The sequence below is a fragment of the Shewanella waksmanii ATCC BAA-643 genome (genome assembly GCF_000518805.1).
In the GTDB taxonomy this organism is placed as follows: domain Bacteria; phylum Pseudomonadota; class Gammaproteobacteria; order Enterobacterales; family Shewanellaceae; genus Shewanella; species Shewanella waksmanii.
On record NZ_JAEH01000009.1, the window covers coordinates 61,564 to 85,948 of the forward strand.

Genomic DNA, 24,385 nt, shown 5'->3' on the forward strand with positions numbered 1-24,385 from the left:
TTTTACCTGGATTAACAAATAAACAAACAAAATTGAGCAAACATAGATGAATACAATGCGTGTTATCAAACCCCCAATTTTTATCATGCTAAGCCTATGTTTAACGGCTTGTATCAGCTGGGTGACACCGGATGTTGAGCCACAATTGCCTGAGCTGCAGCAAGGTGAGTATCAGCTCGATCCAAATCATGGTCGATTATTGTTTAAAATAGGCCATTTAGGCTTGTCGACTTATGTCGGTCGATTCAATCAATTTGACGCCAGTTTAGATTTTACCCCCCAAAACATGGCCCAAGCTAAGTTGTCGGCCGTGGTAGATATGAGCTCCATTGATATCAATAACACTAAACTAGAAGAGACTTTACGCGGCGGCAATTGGCTTAATGTTAATCAATATCCGCAAGCGGTATTTGTCAGTGACAGCGTGACCCCTATAACTGCCAGCCAATTTAGTTTTAATGGCCAATTGACCTTTCGTGGGATCAGCAAGCCTGTTAGCTTTAACGCCACCTTTCACGGTGGCGCAGATAATTGGATGACAGGTAAATACACCTTAGGTTTTAGCGCCACTGGCACCATCAAGCGTTCTGATTTTGATATGGGCAGTTATGTCCCTATGGTGGATGATGAAGTCACCATTGAAATCTATGCTGAATTTTTGAAAAATCGCGGCTAAAGCCGGATTACCCATCAGTGTCAGTTAGCATTTTCTCGGTTCGCTGTTGCCAACGCAGCAACTCTTTTTGATCCCGAGTAACCGTTTGCCCTTGCAACTGTGCCTGCTGTACATGGTTTGCCAACATCTGCTCGGCATTGAGCTCTAACTTTTCTAACAACTGCAGCAACTGCGCTTGTTCCTGTGCTGTGATCCCCTGCATCAACTGGGTTTGACGTTGCTGCATATGCAGTACAACTTTGTCATATATCAACTGCCCCGCCGCAGTTATTTGAACGGGTTTACTGCGCTGTTTATCTGCACTGGATGCCGCTTCGATATAACCAGCTTGCAATAAGCTGTTGATGGCGCGATTAACTGAGTATGGATCCAGCCGAGACTGATACGCAACATCGGCCGCATTAATGGGACCGTAACTGCCAACATTCAGCAACACCCTTATCTCGCGTGTTTGTAACTGCGTCTGCTGGCCAATTTTAGCATCACGATCAATTGCCAGTAGATTACTGGTTATGGCCACTCGATAAGGAATATGCTGATATAAATCAAATAGTTCCTCATCATTGATAGCTAATTGAAACGCGCCTTGACGCTGATTAGTGGTCATACTTGTTCCCTGTGGAATGCTTTTTACGCTGAATAATTAGACAACACCCTGAACATTGCGCTAAGTTATGTTGCATATGCAACATAACTTAAACAACATTGAGGAATATTATGGCGCTAGTTAACCCCCTAACTCAAGATGCAAATGCAGAAGTCGCTGAGCTGGCGAAGTTTTTTAACGAAACTTTAGGGTTTTGCCCTAACAGTGTGCTGACAATGCAGATCCGCCCTGCCATTGCCCGCTCGTTTATCAACCTCAATAAGGCCGTTATGGAAAATCATGGCCGAGTGACCGCTGAGCTTAAACGCTTAATCGGTTATATCACCAGCGCCAATACCGGTTGTCGCTACTGCGAAGCCCACACGATCCTTGCCGCTAAGCGTTACGGCGGCAGTGATGGCAGACTGAACAATATTTGGCAATTTAGGCAGAGCGATCTGTTTACCTCTGCTGAAAAAACCGCATTTGAGTTTGCTCTTGCCGCATCTAGCGTCCCTAATGCTGTGGATGCCAGCATTAGCCAAGCAATGAACGAATATTGGGATGAAGGCGAGATTGTAGAAATTCTCGGGGTGATCTCACTGTTTGGTTATCTAAATCGTTGGAACGACTCGATGGCAACCACACTTGAAGAGGGAGCAATTAGCGCCGGTGAAGCGCATCTTAAACAAAACGGATGGCAAGTCAGTAAGCACCTATAAGCGTAATTTACACCATAAAAAAACCGAACCCTAAATCAAATTTAGGGTTCGGTTTTGTCTATCTTAACAGCAGTTGTTGAAGGTTACTCTTCAACACCTTTGCTTTTAAGAAACTCTTCATAACTGCCTTTAAAGTCATTGACACCTTTATCTGAGATTTCAATGACTCGTGTTGCTAATGAAGATACAAACGCGCGGTCATGACTGACGAAAATCAATGTGCCTTCGTACATCTCTAACGCGTTGTTTAATGATTCAATCGATTCCATATCTAAGTGGTTAGTCGGTTCATCCATCACCAAAATATTCGGCTTTTGCATGATCAACTTACCAAATAACATACGGCCTTTTTCACCACCAGATAGTACTTTGACCGACTTTTTAATGTCGTCTGAACTAAACAGCATACGGCCTAGGTAACCCCGTACCGATTGATCGTCATCTTCAGGTTTACGCCACTGACTCATCCAGTCGAACAAGGTCATATCATTGGCAAAGTCTGCTTCATGATCCTGAGCATAGTAACCAATAGATGAGTTCTCTGACCACTGAATCGTACCGCTATCTTGGGCCAAATCATGGATTAGGGTACGTAGCATGGTGGTTTTACCCACACCGTTTTCACCCAGTACCGCGATTCGCTCACCAACTTCAGCAATCATATTGAAATTGCTAAACAGCGGGCCTTCATCGAAGCCTTTGGTGAGCTCTTCAACAACCAGCGCATTACGGAACAATTTCTTCTCTTGCTCAAAACGAATGAACGGATTAACGCGGCTAGATGCTTTAACTTCATCAAGTTTGATCTTGTCAATTTGCTTAGCGCGAGAAGTCGCTTGCTTAGCTTTAGATGCGTTAGCAGAGAATCGCGCCACAAAGCCCTGCAGTTCAGCAATCTGTGCTTTTTTCTTGGCATTGTCTGACAACAGACGTTCTCTGGCCTGTGTAGCAGCCATCATGTACTCGTCATAGTTACCAGGATAAACACGCAGTTCACCATAGTCTAAATCTGCCATGTGGGTACATACAGAGTTTAAGAAATATCTATCATGCGAGATGATGATCATGGTGCTGTTACGCTGATTCAACATCTCTTGTAGCCAACGAATGGTATCGATGTCCAAGTTGTTGGTAGGCTCATCCAGCAGTAACACATCTGGATCACTAAATAGCGCCTGCGCAAGCAGCACGCGTAGTTTAAAGCCTGGGGCAATTTCGCTCATTAGCCCGAAATGTTGCTCTAGGGGAATACCGACACCTAATAGCAGTTCACCGGCACGAGATTCTGCGGTGTACCCGTCCATCTCGGCAAATTCCATTTCTAGCTCAGCCACTTTAATGCCGTCCTCTTCGCTCATTTCTGGCAAAGAATATATGCGGTCACGCTCTTGTTTCACTTTCCAAAGTTCAGTGTGGCCCATGATGACGGTATCAACCACGTTGTATTCTTCATAGCCAAACTGGTTCTGGCTCAACTTACCTAGGCGCTCATTGACATCTAATGACACGTTGCCTGAAGTCGGTTCTAATTCGCCACCCAAGATTTTCATAAAGGTAGACTTACCGCAGCCGTTTGCGCCGATAAGACCGTAACGGTTACCGCCGCCAAATTTAACTGAAATGTTCTCAAACAGCGGCTTAGAGCCAAACTGCATGGTAATGTTAGCTGTAGTAATCAATGTGAAAATTTCGCTCTTGGTTATATGATTAAGTTAATCATAGATAAAACAAAAACTAGTAATAGGCGGCTAAGTGTAAAGCCAACACCCTAAGACTAGTCGATGGTTGACGCGCTATCGCATCAAACCCTCAAAAATAAGCGCGACACTATAGCATTTCAGGTTAATTTATCAACTGACAATAGTCGCTTTAGCCGACAATTCACTGAATCTTAGCAAGATAATTACTCCCATAAATCCGCCGCGGCTAATGACACATTTAAGCCATTAGCCGTGAACATTTTTTAGCCTAGCTTCACGCTTCTTAGGCGGTTGGCATTGCTCACCACGGTAAGCGAGGACAGCGCCATCGCCGCACCGGCTACCACCGGACTGAGTAGCATCCCGGTAAACGGAAACAGCAACCCTGCAGCAACGGGAATACCTAAGGTGTTGTAAATAAAAGCACCAAATAGATTTTGCTTAATATTGCGCATGCTGGCTTTGGCCAACAACAGTGTCTCTGCAATGACCATTAGACGCGATGACAGCAAGGTAAAATCAGCACTTTCTATGGCCACTTCTGTGCCGCTGCCCATCGCAATGCCAACATCAGCGCTCATAAGTGCGGGAGCATCATTAATACCATCGCCTACCATCGCCACAATTTCGCCTTGCTGCTGCAGTTGTTTAACATGCATTTGCTTATCTTCTGGCAATACCTCAGCTAACACTGTGGTGATGGCCAATTGCTTTGCCACAGCTTCTGCAGTTTGCTGATTATCGCCACTGAGCAATATGACATTGAGTCCGGCTTGATGCATCTTTTGCACCGCCTGCTTGGCATCTGGTTTGATTGGATCTGCAATGGCGATAATAGCAATAAGCTGCAACTCGCGAGCCACAAACACTGGTGTTTGCGCTAACAACGCAAACTGCTCAGCTTGCTGATGCACGTCCGCTAAATTGGCAATGCCCACCTGCTGCATCAAACTGGCGTTGCCGATACTGTACTGGCTATCATTCACGGTACCGATAATGCCTTTACCAACCACATTAGTGAAAGATTGCGGTTCGATAAGTGCAACATTTTCCGCCTTGGCTTTGTCAATAATGGCATCAGCTAATGGGTGCTGTGAATGTTGTTCTAAGCTGGCGATATTGCTCAATAAATCTAATTCATCAAGCTGCTGCAACATTACCAACTCGGTAACTTTGGGCGCCCCCATCGTCAAGGTACCAGTTTTATCCAGCACCACAGTGGTGACCTTGCTAGCGGTTTGCAACGCTTCGCCATTACGTACTAACACCCCCATTTGTGCGGCTCGGCCAACTGACACCATAATCGACAGCGGTGTGGCTAAGCCCAGCGCACACGGACAAGCGATAATCAACACACTCGTTAACACCACCAGTGCGTGAGACAACGCCGGTGCTGGCCCGGTTAAATACCAAAGCAGAGATGCAATTAGCGCAATCACAACCACCGCGGGGACAAAATAGGCGGAAATTTTATCCGTTAAGCGACCGATGGGCATTTTCGATGTTTGTGCCTGCTGCACCAACTGAATAATCTTCGCTAACTTAGTATCCTGCGCCCCCGCCGTCGCGCGGTAGGTCAACACACCGTTGCCATTCACTGTGCCGGCATTGACTGTATCGCCAATGGCCTTGTTGACTGCAATCGGCTCGCCGGTAAGCATCGACTCGTTGATTAAGCTCTGTCCTGATAGCACTTCACCATCAAGTGCCACTCTATCTCCAGGCCGCAGGCGTAAAATGTCGCCTACTTGCAGCTCAGAAATCTGTACTTGCTCATCACCATCATCGGTCATTCTGATGGCGGTGGTCACCTGCAGCCCAAGCAAACGTTGTACTGCTTGACTGGTTTTACCGCGGGCACGCAGCTCCAACGCATGGCCTAAATTAATTAACCCCAGTATCATGACGCTGGCCTCAAAATAGACATGGCGCGTATCGGCTGGGAACCATTGCGGTGCGATAACCACCATCATCGAGTATACCCAAGCGGCGCTGGTACCTAGGGCGATGAGGGTATCCATATTGGCACTCTTAGCTTTAATGGCTCGCCACATTCCCTGATAAAAGTGACGCCCTGTCAGCAGCATGATCAGTAAGCTGACGGCGCCAACCACACCCCAAGCCATTTGCTGCTGCGAGTTATTGACGCTCATCTCACCACCTAACAAGCCCCACAACATCAAGGGTATACCTAGGCCTAAGCCCACAATGGCCTGTAATAAGCGCACTCGATACTCTTTATGCTCATCACTGTTTTTTTGCTGCACTGCAGCGGCTGCATCGATAACTGGCTCACTGTCGTACCCAACGCTGGCAATCAGCGCCATTGCATCGTTGGCGGACATATTGCCCGCAACTATCACCTGCTTGTCTGCCAAGTTAACAGTGGCTTTTATCGCTTTGTGCGCTGTGCTTGCTTGGTTAAACGCGTTTTCAATTTTTGCTACGCAGCTTGCACAACTCATTTTAGGTACATATAAAATTAGATTAGTCATTAGCCTACATCCTAATTTGTGTCTTGATACAACTAAGGGTAATGTCTCCCATAAGGGGAGAGTCAAAGCCAAATTTGAAAAAATATTAAATCAGCTAAACAGGAGTCGCGATGAAGATAGGCGAAGTGGCAAAACGGGTCGGACTGTCTGTCAAAACAATCCGCTATTACCATGATATTGGTCTTGTTGTCGGCCAACGAGGAGACAATGGCTATCGTGAGTATAGTCCGCAGTCTATTGAGGCGCTGAGCTTCATCCAACAAAGCCGCGCACTCGGGTTTACTTTAGAGGATTGCAAAGCCCTACTAGATTTGCAGAACAATCACCACCGTAAAGCCGCTGATGTGAAAGCCCTTGCCGCACATCACCTTGATGATATCGACAACCGAATAAGCCAATTGCAAGACTTACGTGGCCAACTAGCACGACTGATTGAAGACTGCCAAGGTGGCGAGCAGCCCGACTGTGCGATACTCGCGGGCCTTAAACAAGATAATGGGGTTAAATAGATAATTACAAAACGTGTCAGTTGTCCAAATTATCTATTTTTAGCTCAATGCCTTTACCTGCCGGTTTAAAACCAAAAACCTGACCATAAAAAGATAATTCAGCCCGCAATGCTTCGACCTTATGCTTGGGCTGCTTTAATCCATGGCCTTCATTTTGATAAGTGATCAGCGCGGTCGGTACGCCACGTTGCTTCAATGACTGATAAATTGCATCGGCACGCACGGCCGGGGCAAGAGGGTCATTTGATCCTTGGATCTGCAGTAGTGGCTCTTGTACCTGTGAGAGGTGCGACATTGGCGAGCGCTCGCGATACGCTTCAGCGGTCTTAATGTCATGGCCAATCAATTGGGCAAGGTAACCCTTTTCAAACTTGGTCGTGCGCTGACTTAACGCCTCTAAATCACTAATGGCCGAATACGCCACGCCCGCTTTAAAAGTGTTATAAAAAGCCAATGCCGACAACACCGTATAGCCACCCGCTCCGCTGCCGCGTATTGCCAATTGAGTACCGTCAACCCAACCTTTGTTGACTAAATGGCCGGCCACTCTCACCGTGTCTTCAACATCGGCAATCCCCCACTGACCATACAAGCTTTCGCGATAAGCGCGACCAAACCCTGAACTGCCACGGTAATTAAGATCCATCACTGCAAAGCCACGGCTTGTCCAGAATTGAATATCGCGGCGAAAGCGTAAACTGGCGCGTTTAGTTGGGCCATCATGTAACAGCACCAGCAATGGAGGACGCGTGTCATTGGGGGCGACAAAATTGGGGTTTACTGGCGGATAAAAATAACCATAGGCTTGACTGCCCTCGCCGGTTCTAAAATCAACATGTTGCGCACGGGAAACAAAACGTGGGTCAAGCATGGGTAATTCAGGGGTATAAATTAGCTCAATCCCTGGACCATTGACGCGGTAAATCCCCTGCTCTGGCGTCACTTTGTGGCCAACAAACATCACTTGACCGCCCGCACTGACCACTTGAGATATCTCGCCAAAATCAACGGCAATCGATTCAGTGATCCCTGTATCAAGGAAAATACGGATCAGTTCAGCACGGCCCTGAGTGACGTAACTAGCAATGATGGCGTTGGCAGACTCGAAGGCATAATTATGATTGCCAAACTGCCAATCAGGCACGGCAAATTCGGCATCCATATCTAAAATTTGCTTCAGCTCGCCATTGTCACTTAAATGATAAATATTCCACCAGTTATCAAAATCAGCCACAAAGTAGAGCTCATTTTGTGGGCTGAACATTGGCTGAGATATCGCACCTTGGTGTTGTTTGGCTAGCTGACGAATGTTATTGATGCCCCCTTTGGCATCAACGTCAGCCATCCACAATGTGGTGTTATCCCAAGGCATGTTAGGTTGCTGCCAACTAAGCCAGACGAGTTTTTTACCATTGGGCGAAATGCGCAGTGAAGAGTAAAAATCGCCGCCGCTTACCAGTGTGGTGCCTTCATCGGCAAAATTGAGGTTAATCGCTTCAATGGTAGCGATGACGTCATTGGGATCGCGGTGATCTTCACGAATACAAATTAATTGGGTGCCTTTATCAACGCCAACACAATCGGCGTGCCGGGTTCCCAAAGGCGTAAGCGGAAAAGGCGGCTGATTTGGGGCTATGCGGTATAGGCGCTGATCGTCGGCTTTAGATGCAAATAAGGTATTGCCAATACCTACAAATGGCGAGCCACCATGCTCATGTACCGTAGATTGAACATTAAACTGAGCGTCAACCACATTGGTGATACCCGCCTCACTGAGGCGATAAATACCATAACCACCACCAAACTGAGCATCTGATTGTACAAAGTACAGCGCATCATCAATGCTCTGTAACTCACCAAACTCATCGGCTAAGTCATAGACATCGCTTGCATTGATAGGCGAAGGCCAACTGCCATAACTGGCCACTTTTAAGCCGCTGTGGGCGTCAATTTCAAACTCATCAGAATAAGGTTCGCAAGCCGTTAGACCGAGCAAAGCAATTAGCAAGATCACCGCATACCTGCAAAAACTCATTTAATTCACCTTGTCCACTTGCGTTTAAACCATGCATGCACAGCAGTTTGTTGTTTGGGGGTCAAACCAAAATAGATACAGGCCCAGGGGCACAACAAGAACAGCCAGTTAATCGCAGCCACGTTTCTGCCGCTAAACAACAGATAGAAGAAGCCGCCATATATCACTACTAACCCCATAACCCCCACAACCAACATCATTGTTTTGGTTATGCGATCAAACCACGCCATCGTATTACTTACCTTCAAATATGTCTTTATTGTGATAATTATCACTCATTTATTGGCATTTGTTAAATCAAGGTTCATTGTGCCACAGCCAAAAACAAAAAAGCGGGCTTATGCCCGCTTTTAACGCTTCCAGGTCGAGATTAGATGCGGATACCGCCATCAATTTCAAACACGCGACCATTAACATAGTCGTTTTCAACAATAAAACGCACGGTTGACGCTATCTCTTCTGCTTGACCCAATCGACCCACTGGCACCATTTTCTCTAAACGTGCTAGCGCTTCAGGCTTCATAGCAGCTGTCATTTCTGTTTCAATCACACCCGGTGCAACTGCGGCACTGCGAATATTATAGCGGGCAAGCTCTTTGGCCCAACCCACAGACATGGCGGCAACACCAGCCTTAGACGCTGAGTAGTTAGTCTGACCAATATTACCCGCTTTCGCTAAGCTTGAAATATTCACAATCACCCCAGCTTGCTCCGACTCAATCATCGCAGCTGCCGCTTCACGGCCACACAAGAATGAACCGGTTAGGTTGACATTAATCACCGCTTGGAACTGCTCAAACGACATACGGTCAGTCACTTTGCCTTCTTTGGCTTTAACTAACATGCCATCGTATAAAATACCGGCGTTGTTCACCAATACGTTGACTTGACCAAAGTCTTCCAAAATAAATTTAAAACCAGCAACCACATCTTCTTCATCAGTAATATCAAAAGCGTAGCCTTGCACTTCCGTCGAGTCACCAATATCAGCACAAGCGCGTTCTAACTTGTCTTGATCAACATCAATCAAAGCCAGTTTCGCCCCTTGAGCAGCAAATTCACGCGCCATGGCAAAGCCGAGTCCACCAGCACCGCCTGTTATGACAACGACTTTATCTTTTACATCCATCTGCTTACCCTTTTTTATTAAACTGTTCAAAAATACTTGAGAAATCTCGTTTGCCATTGCCTTGGCGCGCGTGATTAACATATAAACTGCGCGCTAATGCCCCCATTGGCGTACTAGACTGAGATTGCAATGCGGCTTCCTGAGATAGTCCTAAGTCTTTGACCATCAAATCAACCATAAATCCGCCCTGATAATCATTCGATGAAGGCACATTTTCCATTACATCTGGACAAGGATTATATTTATTTAGCGTCCAATTACCACCACTACTGACCTTCATGATTTCAGATAACACGCTGGGATCTAATCCGTGGTCCATGCCCATCTGAATAGATTCACTGGTGGCAACCATCAATACTGACAACAACATATTGTTGCAGATCTTTGCCACCTGCCCCGCGCCCGGGCCACCAGCATGAAAAATATTGGCTCCCATATCTGACAATACCCCGTGGGCACGCTCATAGGCATTATCGCTGCCACCGCAAATAAAGGTTAATGTGCCCGCTGCTGCGCCCGCAGTCCCGCCAGATACTGGCGCATCAATGAAATCTAGCCCTTTATCACTGGCAGCCTGTGCCACTGTTTTTGCGCTATCGGCATCAATGGTTGAGCAGTCGATAAGCAGGGTATCGTTGGCGACGACATCAATAATCCCCTTATTATCGGTATCTCCGATGTACAGCCCACGCACGTGTTTGCCTGCTGGCAACATGGTTACCACGACATCGGCGCCCGCAGCAGCACCGCAAGCACTGCTGGCGGTTAATGCACCTTGCTGTGCCAGTTGATTCATCGCTTCTGGGACCAAATCAAACACTTTTACCGTTTTGCCGGCTTTAAGCAAATTAAGCGCCATGGGGCCGCCCATATTGCCCAATCCAATGAAAGCTACTGTTGTCATGTTGTTGTCTCCTTTGTTGGCTTTGGGCCAGCTTTAAGCTAAGTCAGCTAACGGGTGAGTTTGCTCATCCCATGGCGAAGCAAGTAGTTGGCTTAACACACTCGGTTCAATACGCTCGACATGGGGAAATAACCACTGCGGGTTACGGTCTTTATCAATCAATAACGCGCGTACGCCTTCAGCAAAATCGCCAATCGCACAACATTGTACGCTCAGTCCCAACTCAAACTGGAATGCCTCAGCCAGACTCATCTCAGTCAAGTTGGCCTGGGCATAAATCAACGCCTGACTTATTGGGCTGCCCGCTTTAAAGGTCGCAACCGCACGTGATAGCCATTTTTCATCAGTACTGAGGTCTGCAAGTCTAGCGGCAATTTCAGCCACAGAACCGGCCATTAGCGCATCAATCTCTTGCTGGTGCAGTGCTAATACACTGTCGGCCATCGGGATTTGACAACGTCCAGTCATGGCTTCCAACAATTGATCCAGCTTTTGGTGATTACTCTCAGCAGACGCCACCCAGTCGATGCTACTGAGTGCTTCCAATAGCGCATGTTTATCATCACGATTGAGATAGTGATTACCTAGCCCAACGTAATAGGCGTCACTGCCAGACATGTTGTACGCGGTTAACCCTAAAAACAGCCCTGATTTACCCGGCATGGTATTGAGGAAATAACTGCCGCCCACATCAGGATATAACCCTATTGTTACCTCTGGCATGGCAATCCGTGAATGCTCTGTCACCACGCGATGACTCGCACCGGCCATCAGTCCGACGCCACCGCCCATGACGATACCATCTGCCCAAACTAATACCGGTTTATCATAGGTATGCAGCAAGTAATCTAACCGGTACTCTTGCTCAAAAAAGGTTTGTGCCGCCTCGGTGACCTCCCCCGGCGTGTCGATAGATGCCTGATATAAGGCTCTTACATCACCACCAGCACAGAAGGCTTTTTCACCGCTGCCATCAAGCACGACCATAGCGATATTGTCATCACTTTGCCATTGAGTTAGCTGGGCCAACATCGCTTGCACCATATCTAGGTTCAATGCGTTAAGCGCTTTCTCGATATTGAGAGTCACTACGCCGATCTGTTGGCCTGAAATGGTACCTAAGGTTTGAAAAATCACATCATTGGTGGCTGGTTTCATTAGCAGTTCTTCCATTTTGCTTGACGCTTTTCTAAAAAGGCATTCACACCCTCTTTTTGATCTAGGGTATCGAATAAACCAACAAATAGCTCTCGTTCAAGTGGTAAGGCTTGTTGGCGTGGCATTTGGCGACCCGCTTGGATAAGTTGCTTACATACAGTCACACTCGATGGGCTTTGATTAGCCACTTTTTCGGCCAGTGCAATAGCGCTATCAAGTGCCGTTGCTGTTGCCACTACCTCTTCAACTAAGCCAATTTGTAGCGCTTGTTGTGACTTAATGCGCTCGCCGCACAAAATCATCCGTTTCGTCCAGCCTTCACCGACCAGCGCAGTGAGGTTTTGGGTGCCACCTGCACAAGGTAGCAAACCGACGGTAGCTTCAGGTAATGCCATCACTGCTTGGGTTTCGCACAGTCGAATATCACAAGCTAATGCAACCTCTAATCCGCCACCCATGGCATACCCATTAATCGCAGCAATCGACACACCACGAAAAGCTGACAACGCTTCAAAAGCCTCGCCAAAATACTTTGCCATTGATGCTGCGTTACCTTTGTCGCCATCAGCAAACAGTTTTAAATCGGCACCAGCAGAGAAGAACTTTTCGCCTTCACCCGTTAACACTAGTGCGTAAACGTCAGCATCGTCATTGAGCTGTTCAACACGCTGCTTTAATGCCTGTAATGATTCCGCCGTCCACGTATTGGCTGGCGGATTGCTCATAGTAATGACCGCAGTGTGTCCAATACGTTGCTCTAACAATCCATTCATTTGACGACTCCCTGTTATAGAATTTGGCTGGCTGTTTCATCCAGTAAACGACGGGCGATAATCAGACGCATGATCTCATTAGTGCCTTCTAAAATCTGGTGCACACGTACATCTCTAAAGTGACGCTCTAGTGGATATTCACGTATGTAACCATAACCTCCATGTAGTTGCAGCGCATTATCACAAACACTAAAACCGACATCAGTTGCAAATCGCTTGGCCATCGCACAATATGCGGTTGCTTCTGGGTCTTGCTCATCCAATTTAAAGGCGGCTAAACGCACCATCTGCCTTGCCGCAACCAATTCAGTTGCCATATCGGCGAGTTTGAATTGCAATGCTTGGAATGCCGCAATCGGTTTGCCAAACTGTTTGCGCTCATTCATATACTGAGTCGCGCGTTCAAGCGCCGCTTGGGCGGTACCGATTGAACAGGTGGCAATATTAATGCGGCCACCATCTAACCCTTTCATGGCAAAGGTAAAGCCTTGCCCCTCTTCACCCAACAGGTTACTCACGGGGACGCGAACATTATCAAAGGTGATCTCGCGGGTTGGCTGCGCATTCCAGCCCATTTTGTCTTCTGCTTTACCGTAGCTAATACCGGCACTATCAGCAGGTACCGCAATGGCTGAAATGCCTTTAGCGCCTGCTTCACCCGTACGGCACATCACCACGAGCATTTCGGTATCACCGGCACCAGAGATAAACATTTTCGCGCCAGAAATAAGGTAATCATCACCGTCGCGCACGGCTTTAGTTTTCAGTGATGCTGCATCACTGCCGGCGCCAGCTTCAGTTAAACAGTATGAAGCGAGCTTTGCGCCGCTGGTGAGATCTTCAGACCACTGGCCACGCAGTGTCTCGCTGCCAAAGCTGGTGACCATCCAAGTTGCCATGTTATGGATAGTTAACATCGCTGTGGTAGCGGTGCAACCCATAGCAAGTTGCTCAAAAATGATAGACGCATCAAGGCGAGATAGGCCCATGCCGCCTTCAGACTCTGGTGAGTACAGCGAGCAGAAACCCAGCTCACCAGCTTTTTGAATCACGTCTTTAGGAAAGTGGTGTTGCTCATCCCATTGGGCCGCAAACGGGGCTAACTCATCGGTGGCAAACTGAGCGGCTAGCTCGGCAAATTGACGTTGATCTTCATTGAGGTTGAAATCCATACCGCGAACTCCTATTGCACCTTTAGTAGGCTTTTGTCAGCCTTTATTTAGTTTGTGGTGCTGTTGCTTGTGAATACGGGCCGAGGTTGAGTCGGCCCCAATTGTCTACGTTTAATGGTTATTTTAAGGCAATGGTCATATTCGGTGCTGTTTGCTCTGCATCACCAATTTGTGACTCAAACCAACGTGAAGTGATGGTTTTTGTTTCGGTGTAAAAGCGCACAGCCTGCTTGCCATAGGCATGTTGGTCGCCATAAAAACTTCCCTTCCAGCCAGTGAACGAGAAGAAAGGCAGTGGCACAGGGATCGGCACATTAATACCGACCTGGCCCACTTCAATTTCATGTTGGTATTTACGTGCAGCAGCGCCGCTAGCAGTGAAAATTGAGGTGCCGTTGCCATACGGACTGTTATTGACAATCTCAATGGCTTCTTCAAGACTGTCTGTTTCCATGGTGCACAGCACCGGACCAAAAATCTCTTGCTGATAGATACTCATATCGGTAGTCACGCCACTGAACATAGTGGGGCCAATCCAGTTACCTTCCTCATGGCCTGCGACGGTATAATCTGAGCCATCCAGTAAGCAGTTTGCCCCTTGCTGTTTACCTTCTTCAATTAAAGCCAATACCCGAGCTTTAGCGGCAGGACTAATTAACGGACCGTAACCCGCCTGCGCGTCGTCCCACAGTCCTGGTTTAACTTTAGCTAGCGCCTCTTTTAGTTCAGGAATCCATGCTTTCGCTTCGCCAACAAACACCGCCACAGACAAGGCCATACAGCGCTGACCCGCAGCCCCCACAGATGCACCCACTAAGTTATTTATCACTTGCTGTTTGTCAGCATCTGGCATGATCACACAGTGATTCTTAGCACCGGCAAATGCTTGGCAACGCTTTAGGTTGTCGGTAGCCGTTTTATAGATGTACTGACCAACGCCCACAGAGCCAACAAATGAGATAGCTTTGATATCACGATGAGAGAGTAAGGTATCGACCGCTTCTTTATCACCATGCACCAGTTGCAGCACACCTTTTGGCGCGCCTGCTTCTTCGAACAATTCAACCAAGCGTTGCGGCGTCATTGGATCTTGCTCTGATGGTTTAAGCACAAAGGTGTTACCGCAGGCAATGGCCAAAGGGAACATCCATAACGGAATCATCGCAGGGAAATTAAATGGGGTGATCCCGGCGCAAACACCTAATGGCTGCGTGTAGCTGTAGGTATCAATTCCACGAGCAACGTTCTCGACGGTTTCACCCATTAGTAGCGTAGCAATATTACACGCGTGCTCCGCCACCTCAATTCCACGCCAAACATCACCCTTAGCATCTTCAAAAGTTTTACCGGTTTCTTTTGCTAAAATGGTCGCAATTTCATCATGATGAGCTTTAAGTAGATGCTGGTAGCGAAACATGACTCGAGCACGTTCTGATACCGCCACTTCTTTCCAACTTGCGAAAGCCTGCTTTGCACTGGCTACGGCTTGCTCAACTTCAGCAACAGTTGCAGCATTAATTTGGGCAATAGGCTGATTGTCGGCCGGATTGGTGACTGTGATCTGCTTGTTACCTTGACCGGTGACAAATTCACCATCGATGTAATGTTTAACTTGAGTCGTCATGTTGCTTCCTTTTTACTAATACTGACTATCCATCAGTATTAGTGCTTGTTGATGCCGCTTTATTATTTTATTGATGAGTTACGGCTTATTGCTGTCGCTAATATTGCGCAAAAAATAAGCCCACAAAGTGTTATTGCGGGCTTAACTTTTTAAACTTCGATTGCCATCGCGGTTGCTTCGCCACCACCAATACAAAGAGAGGCGACACCACGGCTGAGGCCTTTGGCCTTAAGTGCATGAATAAGGGTAACTAAAACACGTGCGCCAGAGCAGCCAATTGGATGACCCAATGCACAGGCGCCACCATAGATGTTGACTTTATCTTCATCCAATCCAAGCTCAGAGATTGCCAACATGGTGACCATGGCAAAAGCTTCATTAATTTCGAATAGATCCACATCTTGTTTTTGCCAAGCCACTTTTGCTAATAACTTGTTCATGGCGCCCACAGGAGCGGTAGTGAACATTGAAGGCTCTTGAGCATGAGTAGCATGACCTTTGATCGTAGCCATAACCGCGAGCCCACGTTTAGCCGCTTCGTCGCGACGCATTAACATCAATACTGCAGCGCCATCAGAGATGGAGCTTGAGTTGGCAGCTGTGATCGTGCCGTCTTTAGCGAAAGCAGGTCGTAAACTCGGAATTTTGTCAGGACGTGCATTACCCGGTTGCTCATCAGTGTCGACCACAGTATCACCGCGGCGTGAGCTGACTGTCACAGGTGCGATTTCTGCATCGAATGCACCGGTTTCAATGGCGCTATTGGCTTTTTGTAATGAGTTAAGTGCAAATTGATCCATTTGCTCACGAGTTAAATTGAAATCATCTGCGGTTTTCTGTGCAAACGTTCCCATGGCGCCGCCGGTGTACGCATCTTCTAGGCCGTCAAGAAACATATGATCAAGCACTTTGCCGTGCCCCATGCGCATGCCACCGCGGGCTTTATCGAGCAAGTACGGAGCTTGACTCATATTTTCCATTCCACCGGCAAGCACAATTTGCGCACTGTCAGCCTTAATTAGATCATGTGCAAGCATCACTGTTTTCATGCCTGATCCACAGACTTTATTCACCGTAGTTGCACCTACTGACAACGGCAGCTCTGCGCCTAACGCTGCTTGACGTGCAGGCGCTTGACCAAGCCCTGCAGGCAATACGCAACCCATTAACAGCTCATCGACATCGGCGCCATTGACACCTGTGTCATGCATCACGGCTTGTACTGCGGTAGATGCTAACACTGGAGAAGCGACACTTGACAATGCACCTTGAAAGCCACCCATAGGTGTACGTTTCGCCGCTACAATTACAATATCTTGATCTCGATTTTCGCTTGTCATGATTCACTCCAAACTGACAGAATTTATTCGTTAGGCAGCACATGTATGAATGTGATCTGCATCAAATAATAGCACTCTGACGTTTACGCGAACGTAAAGCAAGTATTGTTTTGCAATTAGTAAAAGATAATCACTGTGTGGTTGTCATGTTGAATTTACACCCGAGCAATGGCTGCCAGATGTCAGCAGCCACACCTAGGTATGGTAACGAGTAAGTAGGCTTAAATTAATACGCAAACTATTGATAATGCGCCAATTAGTAATGAAATACTCTAGCAGTATCAAAGCTAAAACTAGTCATTTAATGACCAAAATAGCGGCTGACCATAAACTTGCTGTTGTCCATGGCTGTAAACAATCACGTCATTATCACTGGCAAGTACTATGGTATCGCTGTGCAATTGATCTACGTGATCATCAGCAAATTGTTGTAGCTTAGGGACTAACGCTTGTGGGTCTGTCACATGGGGAACGTACAGATTAGGGTATAAGCCAAGGCCCGATAGGTCCTTAAGACCAACGGCATTGTTGTCGCCACAGAGCGGCGCAGTTGCAATAGTATCAGTTAACAACATTGCCCCCGCACTTAAGCCAATAAAACTGCCCCCTTGCAGATAATACTGCACCAGTTGTTCGCTAACCTGCCTTTGTATTACACCTTGCAGAAAGCCAAATGTGTCACCGCCTGCCAAATGAATCATGTCGCAGTTAAGTAAGTCACTAAAAGCTTGTTCACTGTAATCTTGGGTAAGTTCGCAATAGGTATCCATCTGCGCCCCGAAAGATGCATACACTTGTTGGGTTGCACTGAAGTATTGGCGCTGAGCTTCGTGGCCAGAGGCCAGATAGCCCACATTAGGTGCCGAAGTCGAAAAGCGCATATGTTGTTGTAAGGCGATGGCGACATTTGGGCTATCAAGGGCACTGAGTAATATCAATTTGCCCAACTGTTGATGACTTGCCATTTTTGCTTCCTGTTAAATTAGCGTCCCATTGATAACTTAAGCGATTCTAAGAGGTTAAGTAAACCGTCTACAGGCGATTTCTGCCAAAACAGTCAACACTTGGGATGGCCTATCACAAAAGCCTACGGCTTTAGCTTGGCTGAAAATTTAACGCCATTTTTTTAATCTGCGCTAAATGGACTTGATGTTGATTGCGCTCAGCACAGAGTTGTTGGTGGCTGGAATCGAGCGGATCACCCACTAAAACAATACGCACTTGATAGCCTAATGCTTTAGCAGCAATTTCGTATGCCATAAATTCCCACAGCGCTAAATTGGTATTGTCGCAAATAACAACAGGCTCTTTGCTTGCTAAGGCTTGTATAAATCCACTAAGGTTTTTTTGATGATATTCAGCCAGTTTATGCGCTTGAAAGCGATATTGTCCTTTATGATAAAACCACTTATCGGTTGAGAAGTAGCCACGCTGGCGTATCGCCAGCGCTTGCTCAATGGATTGCGATTGAATAAATTGCTCAACCCAGTGACTTTTACCACTGCCCGGCAGGCCACGCATAATGATGGCAACCGGCGCAGCAACAGCACGTGTGTCAGTATCCTTTGAAGTCGGGCTCATCTATGCAGTGAGTTCTGTTTCATATTGATCGCTTATCACCTCATCGTTCAAGATACGCTCAACCAAATGCGGCACTAAGCTACTGGCTTTACCCTGAAGGTGATACTGGAACTGACTGTCATTATCTGGTGCAACAATATTGACCTCAACGGTTTGCGCCCCGTGATGATTCGCCGTATCAACAAAACCTGCGGCAGGATAAACACTGCCAGAGGTACCAATGGCAATAAAGAGGTCACAATGATCTAACGCGTGCTGCACTCTGTCTAGACCAATGGGCATTTCACCAAACCACACCACATGGGGACGTAGGCGCTGCGCTGGGATACAGCAAGTACACGTGTGATCTTCACCTAATGGGTCACGCAGTAAAAAAGTTTGACGAGAACGCGGGCAGCGACCTTTAGACAATTCACCGTGCATATGCAGCAGTCGACGCGAACCAGCACGTTCATGCAAATCATCAATATTTTGCGTGACAATCAATAACTCGCCTTGGAACTCTTTTTCCAATTTGGCTAACGCGACATGAGCCAAGTTAGGTTCAACATCGCCACTGTGTAACTGACGCCAGCGCTCATTGTAAAAGCGCTCCACCAGTTGAGGATCGCGAGCATAACCTTCAGGTGTGGCGACATCTTCAATTAAATGCTCTTCCCATAAGCCATCTTGAGAGCGAAAAGTTCGTAAACCAGACTCTGCCGAAATGCCGGCGCCGGTAAGCACTACGATTTGTCGATACATCAGCTTTCCTTTTTAGGTTATTGTTATTTCTAGTCACACTGTAGAGCATGCCCTATCACAAATTAAGCTGCTATTGGGCGTTAGTATAAATAACACTACAAAATGTATGCTTAAATTGCAGCATTTATCGCAGGTTTACCCCACTAATTGACTAATTTATTTGCTAAGCATCTATAAAGGCAGATCAAAGGTTTAAGTTTTTAATTTGTGCCCCTATAATGGGTTACAATATTCACACCATGAACCGTAATTGGCTGTGCTAATGGTTCTGCAATCAAGAGATTCGTAATGACAGATGGAAATCAAGCGCTAAAAAAAGCGGGACTGAAAGTTACCCTACCACGAGTCAAGATCCTAGAACTGATGCAAGGACCCGAGAACCAACACATCAGCGCAGAAGATCTGTATAAGAAGTTATTGGACATTGGTGAAGAAATTGGCCTAGCGACGGTCTATCGCGTACTTAACCAATTTGATGATGCCGGTATTGTTACCCGCCACCACTTCGAAAGTGGTAAAGCCGTATTTGAATTATCAACCAGCCAGCATCACGACCACTTGGTGTGTTTATCATGCGGTAAAGTGATTGAGTTTTCTGATGACGTTATCGAAACTCGTCAAGATGAAATCGCCATGAAACATAACATTAAGCTGACTAACCACAGCTTATACCTTTATGGTGTGTGCACTAATGACGAGTGCGACCACGGCGACGCTTAATACACATTAGAGTTGATAAAAAAACCAGCATTATGCTGGTTTTTTTGTATTGGTTATCCAGTGATTTTAACTTAACTGTTTAAAATACACTTTAACCCCATGACCCATAAACGTTGAATTTTCTCTAAAATGCATCCCCACTTTCTGGGCGACTTTTTCAGACGCATCATTGCCATTTAAAATCAGTGCGATGGTTTGAGTAATACCAAAACGGCCAAATTGATCGAGCGCTGCATTGGCCGCTTCGACCCCAATACCTTGGCCCCAATATTTAGGGAAATAACGATAACCTAGCTCGACTTCATTAAACTCTTCAATAAACTTAGGACCACAAAAGCCAATCACTCGCTTATCGGCTTTATGCTCAACTGCCCAGCGGGTATAACCTCTCGACGCATAGTCTGGCAATAGCACTTCATTAAATAACACCCGCGCCTGGCGAATGTCAGTCATTGCTGGCGTAGGAATATAAGTGAGGATTTTGGGATCACGATTCATATCATACAAAGCCGGTATATCATCTTCGGTAAACTGCCGAATAATCAACCTTTCTGTTTCAGCTATCTGCATACTGCCCCCCGCGGCAACGATGAAATGAACAATCTCGCTCGCTGTAATAGCAACGAGTATAAGCATATTACTCTGAGCGAAAAAAAAGAGCTTTGCAATTATTTTCAAATAACTACAGACAAAACCATGATTAGCAATATAATCAACAATCATAAACTGCACAAACATTGTACGGTTGCCACAAGGAGGTTCTATGACAATTATGCAAAAAGTGTTTTGGCTGATTGCGACTTTAGGTAATGCGCTAGCACTTTACTGGTATAGCACTGTGGGTGGCACGATTAGTGCGTTAGCGTTGTGCTTTAGCGTAGGCTATTCCATTATTGGTTACTACGATATCAAGCACAGCCCGCATACCTTAAACCGCCTCTATCCTGTGGTTGCCTATATTCGCTACTTCCTCGAATCCTACCGTGTTGAAATACAGCAGTATTTTATAGCGAATGACACAGAAGAGCGTCCTTTTAATCGTGAACAACGCTCGCTGGTGTATCAGCGAGCTAAAAACGTACGCGATACCATTGCTTTTGGTACGCAGCGAGACCTACTAGAAGAGAATTACTTGAGTCTGTGGCACTCGCTTGCCCCCCAGACCATCCGCCCAGAAGCTAAACGTGTATCCATTGGCGGACCACAATGTCAGCAAGTCTACCAAGCTTCTTATCTCAATATTTCGGCGATGAGCTATGGCTCGTTAAGTGCAAATGCCATTGAAGCCCTCAATCTAGGCGCCAAACTTGCGGGTTGTTACCACAATACCGGCGAAGGTAGCGCCAGCCCTTATCATTTAAAGCACGGCGGCGATATTGTTTGGCAAATCGGCTCTGGGCTATTTGGCTGCCGCGATGATGACGGTAACTTTCACCCTGAACGTTTTGCCGCAATGGCCACTCGACCTGAAATCAAAATGATTGAGATTAAGCTCAGCCAAGGGGCGAAACCTGGTCACGGTGGTGTACTACCAAAAGCCAAAATAACCGAAGAAATTGCAACAATACGCCATATTCGCCGCGATAGAGACTGCGTATCACCTGCGGTAAACCCAGAATGCACCACGCCTAAAGATCTACTTAATTTCGTTAGTACTCTGCGTGAGCTCAGTGGTGGCAAGCCAATCGGCTTCAAGCTGTGTGTCGGTAATCCGGCTGAATTTATGGCAATTTGTAAAGCCATGTTGGCCACCAATATCCTGCCGGATTTTATCACCGTGGATGGCGCAGAAGGCGGTACGGGCGCGGCCCCAGTTGAATTCACCAACCGATTAGGCATGGTGTGTTTAGAAGGTGTTTACTTTGTCCATAATGTGCTGGTTGGTTGCGGGCTGAGAGACAACATTCGTATCATCGCCTCAGGTAAAACTGCCTCTAGCTTTGATATCTTAAGTAAAATTGCCGCCGGTGCTGATGTAGTCAATGCCGCGCGCACCATGATGTTAGCCTTGGGGTGTATTCAGTCAAGGCATTGCAACACCAACCTTTGTCCCACAGGCATTGCCACTCAAGATCCTGCTCGCTCGAAAGCCGTAGATGCTGAAGACAAAGGTATGCGAGTAAAGAACTTTCATAGTAATACGTTAAAAAGCTTCTACGAATTGGTGGGCAGCATGGGGCTTGACGATCCCGCTAAACTCACAGCGCAAATGATTAAACGCCGGTCTCCATACGGTTTACTGATATCTTCAAGCAGTTTAATTCAGCCGCTTCAAGCCAACGCACTACTTGAGGGCAATATCAGCGATCCGGCTTGGTTGACATGGTGGGACAGCTGCTCAAGCGAACAGTTTTATTGTGAAGATACCTATGTACTCAAGCCAGCTGAATTCACACAGCATCAAAACTAGTGACACATAAAAAAGGCGCCTCAATGGCGCCTTTTTTCTACGTTAAACTAGCGGCTAATTACCAGCCAGTTTTCGTACGTAGTGCTTTACCGATATCAGCAAGTGAGCGAACAGTGCTTACGCCCGCCGCTTCTAGTGCTGCAAATTTATCTTCAGCAGTACCTTTACCGCCAGCGATAATTGCGCCGGCATGGCCCATACGCTTACCTTCTGGTGCAGTCACACCAGCAATGTAAGAAACAACAGGCTTAGTTACGTTAGCTTTGATATATTCAGCCGCTTCTTCTTCAGCAGTACCACCAATTTCACCAATCATTACGATCGCTTCAGTTTGTGGATCGTTTTGGAACATTTCCAATACATCGATGAAGTTAGTGCCTGGGATTGGGTCGCCACCAATACCAACACAAGTAGACTGACCAAAACCTTCGTCAGTGGTTTGCTTAACTGCTTCGTACGTCAAGGTACCAGAGCGTGAAACAATACCAACTTTACCTGGCTTATGAATGTGACCTGGCATAATACCAATTTTACATTCACCTGGAGTGATAACACCTGGGCAGTTTGGACCGATCATACGCACACCAGTTTCTTCAAGCTTAACTTTAACCTGAAGCATGTCTAGTGTTGGGATACCTTCGGTAATACAAACGATCAGCTCGATGCCACCGTCAATCGCTTCCAAAATAGCATCTTTACAGAAAGGAGCTGGTACGTAGATAACTGATGCTGTTGCACCTGTTTCAGCTACCGCATCTTTAACTGTGTTAAATACTGGAAGACCTAGGTGAACCTGACCGCCTTTTCCTGGTGATACACCACCGACCATTTGCGTACCGTATGCGATAGCTTGCTCAGAGTGGAATGTACCTTGACCACCAGTGAAACCTTGACAGATAACTTTGGTATCTTTGTTAATTAATACAGACATTATTTGCCCTCCGCAGCTTTAACTACTTGCTCAGCCGCGTCAGTTAGACTTGTAGCAGCGATAATATCTAGATCAGAGTTAGCAAGAACTTCACGACCTAAATCAGCATTGGTACCTTCTAGACGCACAACAACTGGGACTTCAACGCCCACTTCTTTAACTGCGCCGATGATACCTTCAGCAATCATGTCACAACGTACGATTCCGCCAAAGATGTTCACAAGAACCGCTTTCACGTTTGAATCAGATAGGATGATCTTGAATGCTTCTGCTACACGCTCTTTAGTTGCTCCACCGCCCACATCAAGGAAGTTAGCTGGCTTGCCACCATGTAGATTAACGATGTCCATTGTACCCATTGCTAGGCCGGCACCGTTCACCATGCAGCCAACGTTGCCGTCTAGTGCTACATAGTTAAGTTCAAATTTCGCTGCGTGCGCTTCACGTGCATCGTCTTGAGACGGATCGTGCATGTCGCGAATTTTTGGTTGACGGAACAACGCGTTGCCGTCGATACCGATTTTGCCATCAAGACAGTGGATATTACCTTCGTCGGTAATAACCAGTGGGTTGATTTCAAGTAGTGCAAAATCATGATCTTCAAACATTGTCGCTAAGCCCATAAAGACCTTAGTGAACTGCTTCATTTGAGTTGGGTTTAGGCCCAACTTGAAGCCTAGGTCACGTGCCTGATATGGCTGTGGACCCGCTAGTGGATCGATGATAGCTTTGTGGATTAACTCTGGCGTTTCTTCAGCCACAGTTTCAATTTCAACACCACCTTCAGTCGACGCCATAAACACTACGCGACGAGTTGCACGGTCTACAACCGCACCTAGATAGAGTTCATTGGCGATATCGGTGCAGCTTTCTACCAGAATTTTAGCAACTGGCTGACCTTTTTCGTCTGTTTGATAGGTGACAAGATTTTTGCCTAACCAGTTTTCTGCAAAGGCTCTGATCTCTTCTTTATCGCCGGTAACTTTTACGCCACCTGCTTTACCACGGCCGCCTGCGTGTACTTGACACTTAACAACCCACATATCTCCGCCAATACGGCCTGCCGCTTCAACAGCTTCTTGAGCTGTATCACATGCAAAACCTTCTGACACTGGTAAACCATATTCGGCAAATAGGGCTTTTGCCTGATACTCATGCAAATTCATGATGATCTAT

23 protein-coding genes are annotated in these 24,385 nt (G+C 46.7%); 5 read left to right on the forward strand and 18 right to left on the reverse strand.

From position 1 onward, the window contains the following. Window positions 1-46: 46 nt before the first annotated feature. Window positions 47-676 (forward strand): YceI family protein, encoded by a 630-nt coding sequence (locus L865_RS0106045; protein ID WP_028772408.1) that lies wholly within the window; start codon window positions 47-49, stop codon window positions 674-676. A 7-nt stretch (window positions 677-683) separates the two neighbouring features. Here the strand turns inward: L865_RS0106045 and L865_RS0106050 are convergent, their stop codons facing one another. After that, window positions 684-1,283 (reverse strand): MarR family transcriptional regulator, encoded by a 600-nt coding sequence (locus tag L865_RS0106050; protein WP_028772409.1) that lies wholly within the window; start codon window positions 1,281-1,283, stop codon window positions 684-686. A gap of 110 nt (window positions 1,284-1,393) precedes the next feature. Between L865_RS0106050 and L865_RS0106055 the strand changes: the two genes are divergently transcribed. Further along, window positions 1,394-1,984 (forward strand): carboxymuconolactone decarboxylase family protein, encoded by a 591-nt coding sequence (locus tag L865_RS0106055; RefSeq protein WP_028772410.1) that lies wholly within the window; start codon window positions 1,394-1,396, stop codon window positions 1,982-1,984. An 83-nt stretch (window positions 1,985-2,067) separates the two neighbouring features. On the opposite strand, the gene L865_RS0106060 is transcribed toward L865_RS0106055, so the two are convergent. Together L865_RS0106060 and L865_RS0106070 are read right to left on the reverse strand one after the other, a co-directional pair. After that, on the reverse strand, window positions 2,068-3,663 hold the full coding sequence (locus L865_RS0106060; RefSeq protein WP_084632477.1) for an ABC-F family ATPase: 1,596 nt from the start codon (window positions 3,661-3,663) through the stop codon (window positions 2,068-2,070). Between the two features lie 284 nt (window positions 3,664-3,947). Continuing rightward, window positions 3,948-6,179, reverse strand: a complete 2,232-nt coding sequence (locus tag L865_RS0106070; protein WP_051484472.1) for a heavy metal translocating P-type ATPase — start codon at window positions 6,177-6,179, stop codon at window positions 3,948-3,950. Window positions 6,180-6,289: 110 nt separating this feature from the next. On the opposite strand from L865_RS0106070, the gene cueR reads away from it, so the two are divergent. Beyond that, entirely contained in the window at window positions 6,290-6,688 is a 399-nt protein-coding gene (cueR, locus tag L865_RS0106075; protein WP_028772413.1) for a Cu(I)-responsive transcriptional regulator, read from the forward strand. Between the two features lie 16 nt (window positions 6,689-6,704). Here cueR and L865_RS0106080 read toward each other — a convergent pair whose 3' ends face one another. The 12 genes from L865_RS0106080 to cobB form a co-directional block, all read right to left on the reverse strand. Then, the gene (locus L865_RS0106080) at window positions 6,705-8,723 is read right to left on the reverse strand and encodes a S9 family peptidase (protein WP_028772414.1); all 2,019 of its coding nucleotides are present in this window, start codon (window positions 8,721-8,723) and stop codon (window positions 6,705-6,707) included. A 5-nt stretch (window positions 8,724-8,728) separates the two neighbouring features. Beyond that, entirely contained in the window at window positions 8,729-8,953 is a 225-nt protein-coding gene (locus L865_RS25850; RefSeq protein ID WP_028772415.1) for a hypothetical protein, read from the reverse strand. Between the two features lie 140 nt (window positions 8,954-9,093). Continuing rightward, window positions 9,094-9,852 (reverse strand): SDR family oxidoreductase, encoded by a 759-nt coding sequence (locus L865_RS0106090; RefSeq protein ID WP_028772416.1) that lies wholly within the window; start codon window positions 9,850-9,852, stop codon window positions 9,094-9,096. 4 nt (window positions 9,853-9,856) lie between these two features. Beyond that, entirely contained in the window at window positions 9,857-10,756 is a 900-nt protein-coding gene (mmsB, locus tag L865_RS0106095) for a 3-hydroxyisobutyrate dehydrogenase (RefSeq protein ID WP_028772417.1), read from the reverse strand. A 33-nt stretch (window positions 10,757-10,789) separates the two neighbouring features. Then, complete coding sequence (locus tag L865_RS0106100) at window positions 10,790-11,914, reverse strand: enoyl-CoA hydratase/isomerase family protein (protein ID WP_157577467.1); 1,125 nt, start codon at window positions 11,912-11,914, stop codon at window positions 10,790-10,792. Then, a complete protein-coding gene (locus L865_RS0106105; RefSeq protein WP_028772419.1) occupies window positions 11,914-12,687 on the reverse strand; it encodes an enoyl-CoA hydratase in 774 nt (257 codons plus the stop codon). Before L865_RS0106105 ends, L865_RS0106100 begins: the two co-directional genes overlap by 1 nt. Before the next feature lie 14 nt (window positions 12,688-12,701). Further along, entirely contained in the window at window positions 12,702-13,859 is a 1,158-nt protein-coding gene (locus L865_RS0106110; RefSeq protein WP_028772420.1) for an acyl-CoA dehydrogenase family protein, read from the reverse strand. 118 nt (window positions 13,860-13,977) lie between these two features. Beyond that, window positions 13,978-15,483 (reverse strand): CoA-acylating methylmalonate-semialdehyde dehydrogenase, encoded by a 1,506-nt coding sequence (locus L865_RS0106115; RefSeq protein ID WP_028772421.1) that lies wholly within the window; start codon window positions 15,481-15,483, stop codon window positions 13,978-13,980. 149 nt (window positions 15,484-15,632) lie between these two features. Further along, entirely contained in the window at window positions 15,633-16,823 is a 1,191-nt protein-coding gene (locus L865_RS0106125; RefSeq protein ID WP_028772422.1) for an acetyl-CoA C-acyltransferase, read from the reverse strand. A gap of 293 nt (window positions 16,824-17,116) precedes the next feature. Beyond that, window positions 17,117-17,788, reverse strand: coding sequence for a Type 1 glutamine amidotransferase-like domain-containing protein (locus L865_RS23230; RefSeq protein WP_051484473.1), 672 nt, complete (start codon window positions 17,786-17,788; stop codon window positions 17,117-17,119). Between the two features lie 130 nt (window positions 17,789-17,918). Beyond that, the gene (locus tag L865_RS0106135; RefSeq protein WP_051484474.1) at window positions 17,919-18,404 is read right to left on the reverse strand and encodes an ATP-binding protein; all 486 of its coding nucleotides are present in this window, start codon (window positions 18,402-18,404) and stop codon (window positions 17,919-17,921) included. After that, window positions 18,405-19,148, reverse strand: a complete 744-nt coding sequence (gene cobB, locus L865_RS0106140) for a Sir2 family NAD+-dependent deacetylase (protein ID WP_028772424.1) — start codon at window positions 19,146-19,148, stop codon at window positions 18,405-18,407. It lies immediately after the preceding gene. Window positions 19,149-19,436: 288 nt separating this feature from the next. Between cobB and fur the strand changes: the two genes are divergently transcribed. Beyond that, entirely contained in the window at window positions 19,437-19,868 is a 432-nt protein-coding gene (gene fur, locus L865_RS0106145) for a ferric iron uptake transcriptional regulator (protein ID WP_028772425.1), read from the forward strand. A gap of 66 nt (window positions 19,869-19,934) precedes the next feature. On the opposite strand, the gene L865_RS0106150 is transcribed toward fur, so the two are convergent. Beyond that, on the reverse strand, window positions 19,935-20,438 hold the full coding sequence (locus tag L865_RS0106150) for a GNAT family N-acetyltransferase (RefSeq protein ID WP_028772426.1): 504 nt from the start codon (window positions 20,436-20,438) through the stop codon (window positions 19,935-19,937). A gap of 193 nt (window positions 20,439-20,631) precedes the next feature. Here L865_RS0106150 and L865_RS0106155 point away from each other — a divergent pair, with 193 nt between their 5' ends. Beyond that, window positions 20,632-22,278: an FMN-binding glutamate synthase family protein gene (locus tag L865_RS0106155; RefSeq protein WP_028772427.1), complete on the forward strand. Its 1,647-nt coding sequence runs from the start codon at window positions 20,632-20,634 to the stop codon at window positions 22,276-22,278. Window positions 22,279-22,336: 58 nt separating this feature from the next. Here the strand turns inward: L865_RS0106155 and sucD are convergent, their stop codons facing one another. Then, window positions 22,337-23,209 carry a succinate--CoA ligase subunit alpha gene (sucD, locus tag L865_RS0106160; RefSeq protein ID WP_028772428.1) on the reverse strand — a complete coding sequence of 291 codons (873 nt, stop codon included), beginning with the start codon at window positions 23,207-23,209 and terminating at the stop codon, window positions 22,337-22,339. Next, window positions 23,209-24,375, reverse strand: a complete 1,167-nt coding sequence (gene sucC, locus L865_RS0106165; protein WP_028772429.1) for an ADP-forming succinate--CoA ligase subunit beta — start codon at window positions 24,373-24,375, stop codon at window positions 23,209-23,211. Before sucC ends, sucD begins: the two co-directional genes overlap by 1 nt. Window positions 24,376-24,385: the final 10 nt, after the last annotated feature.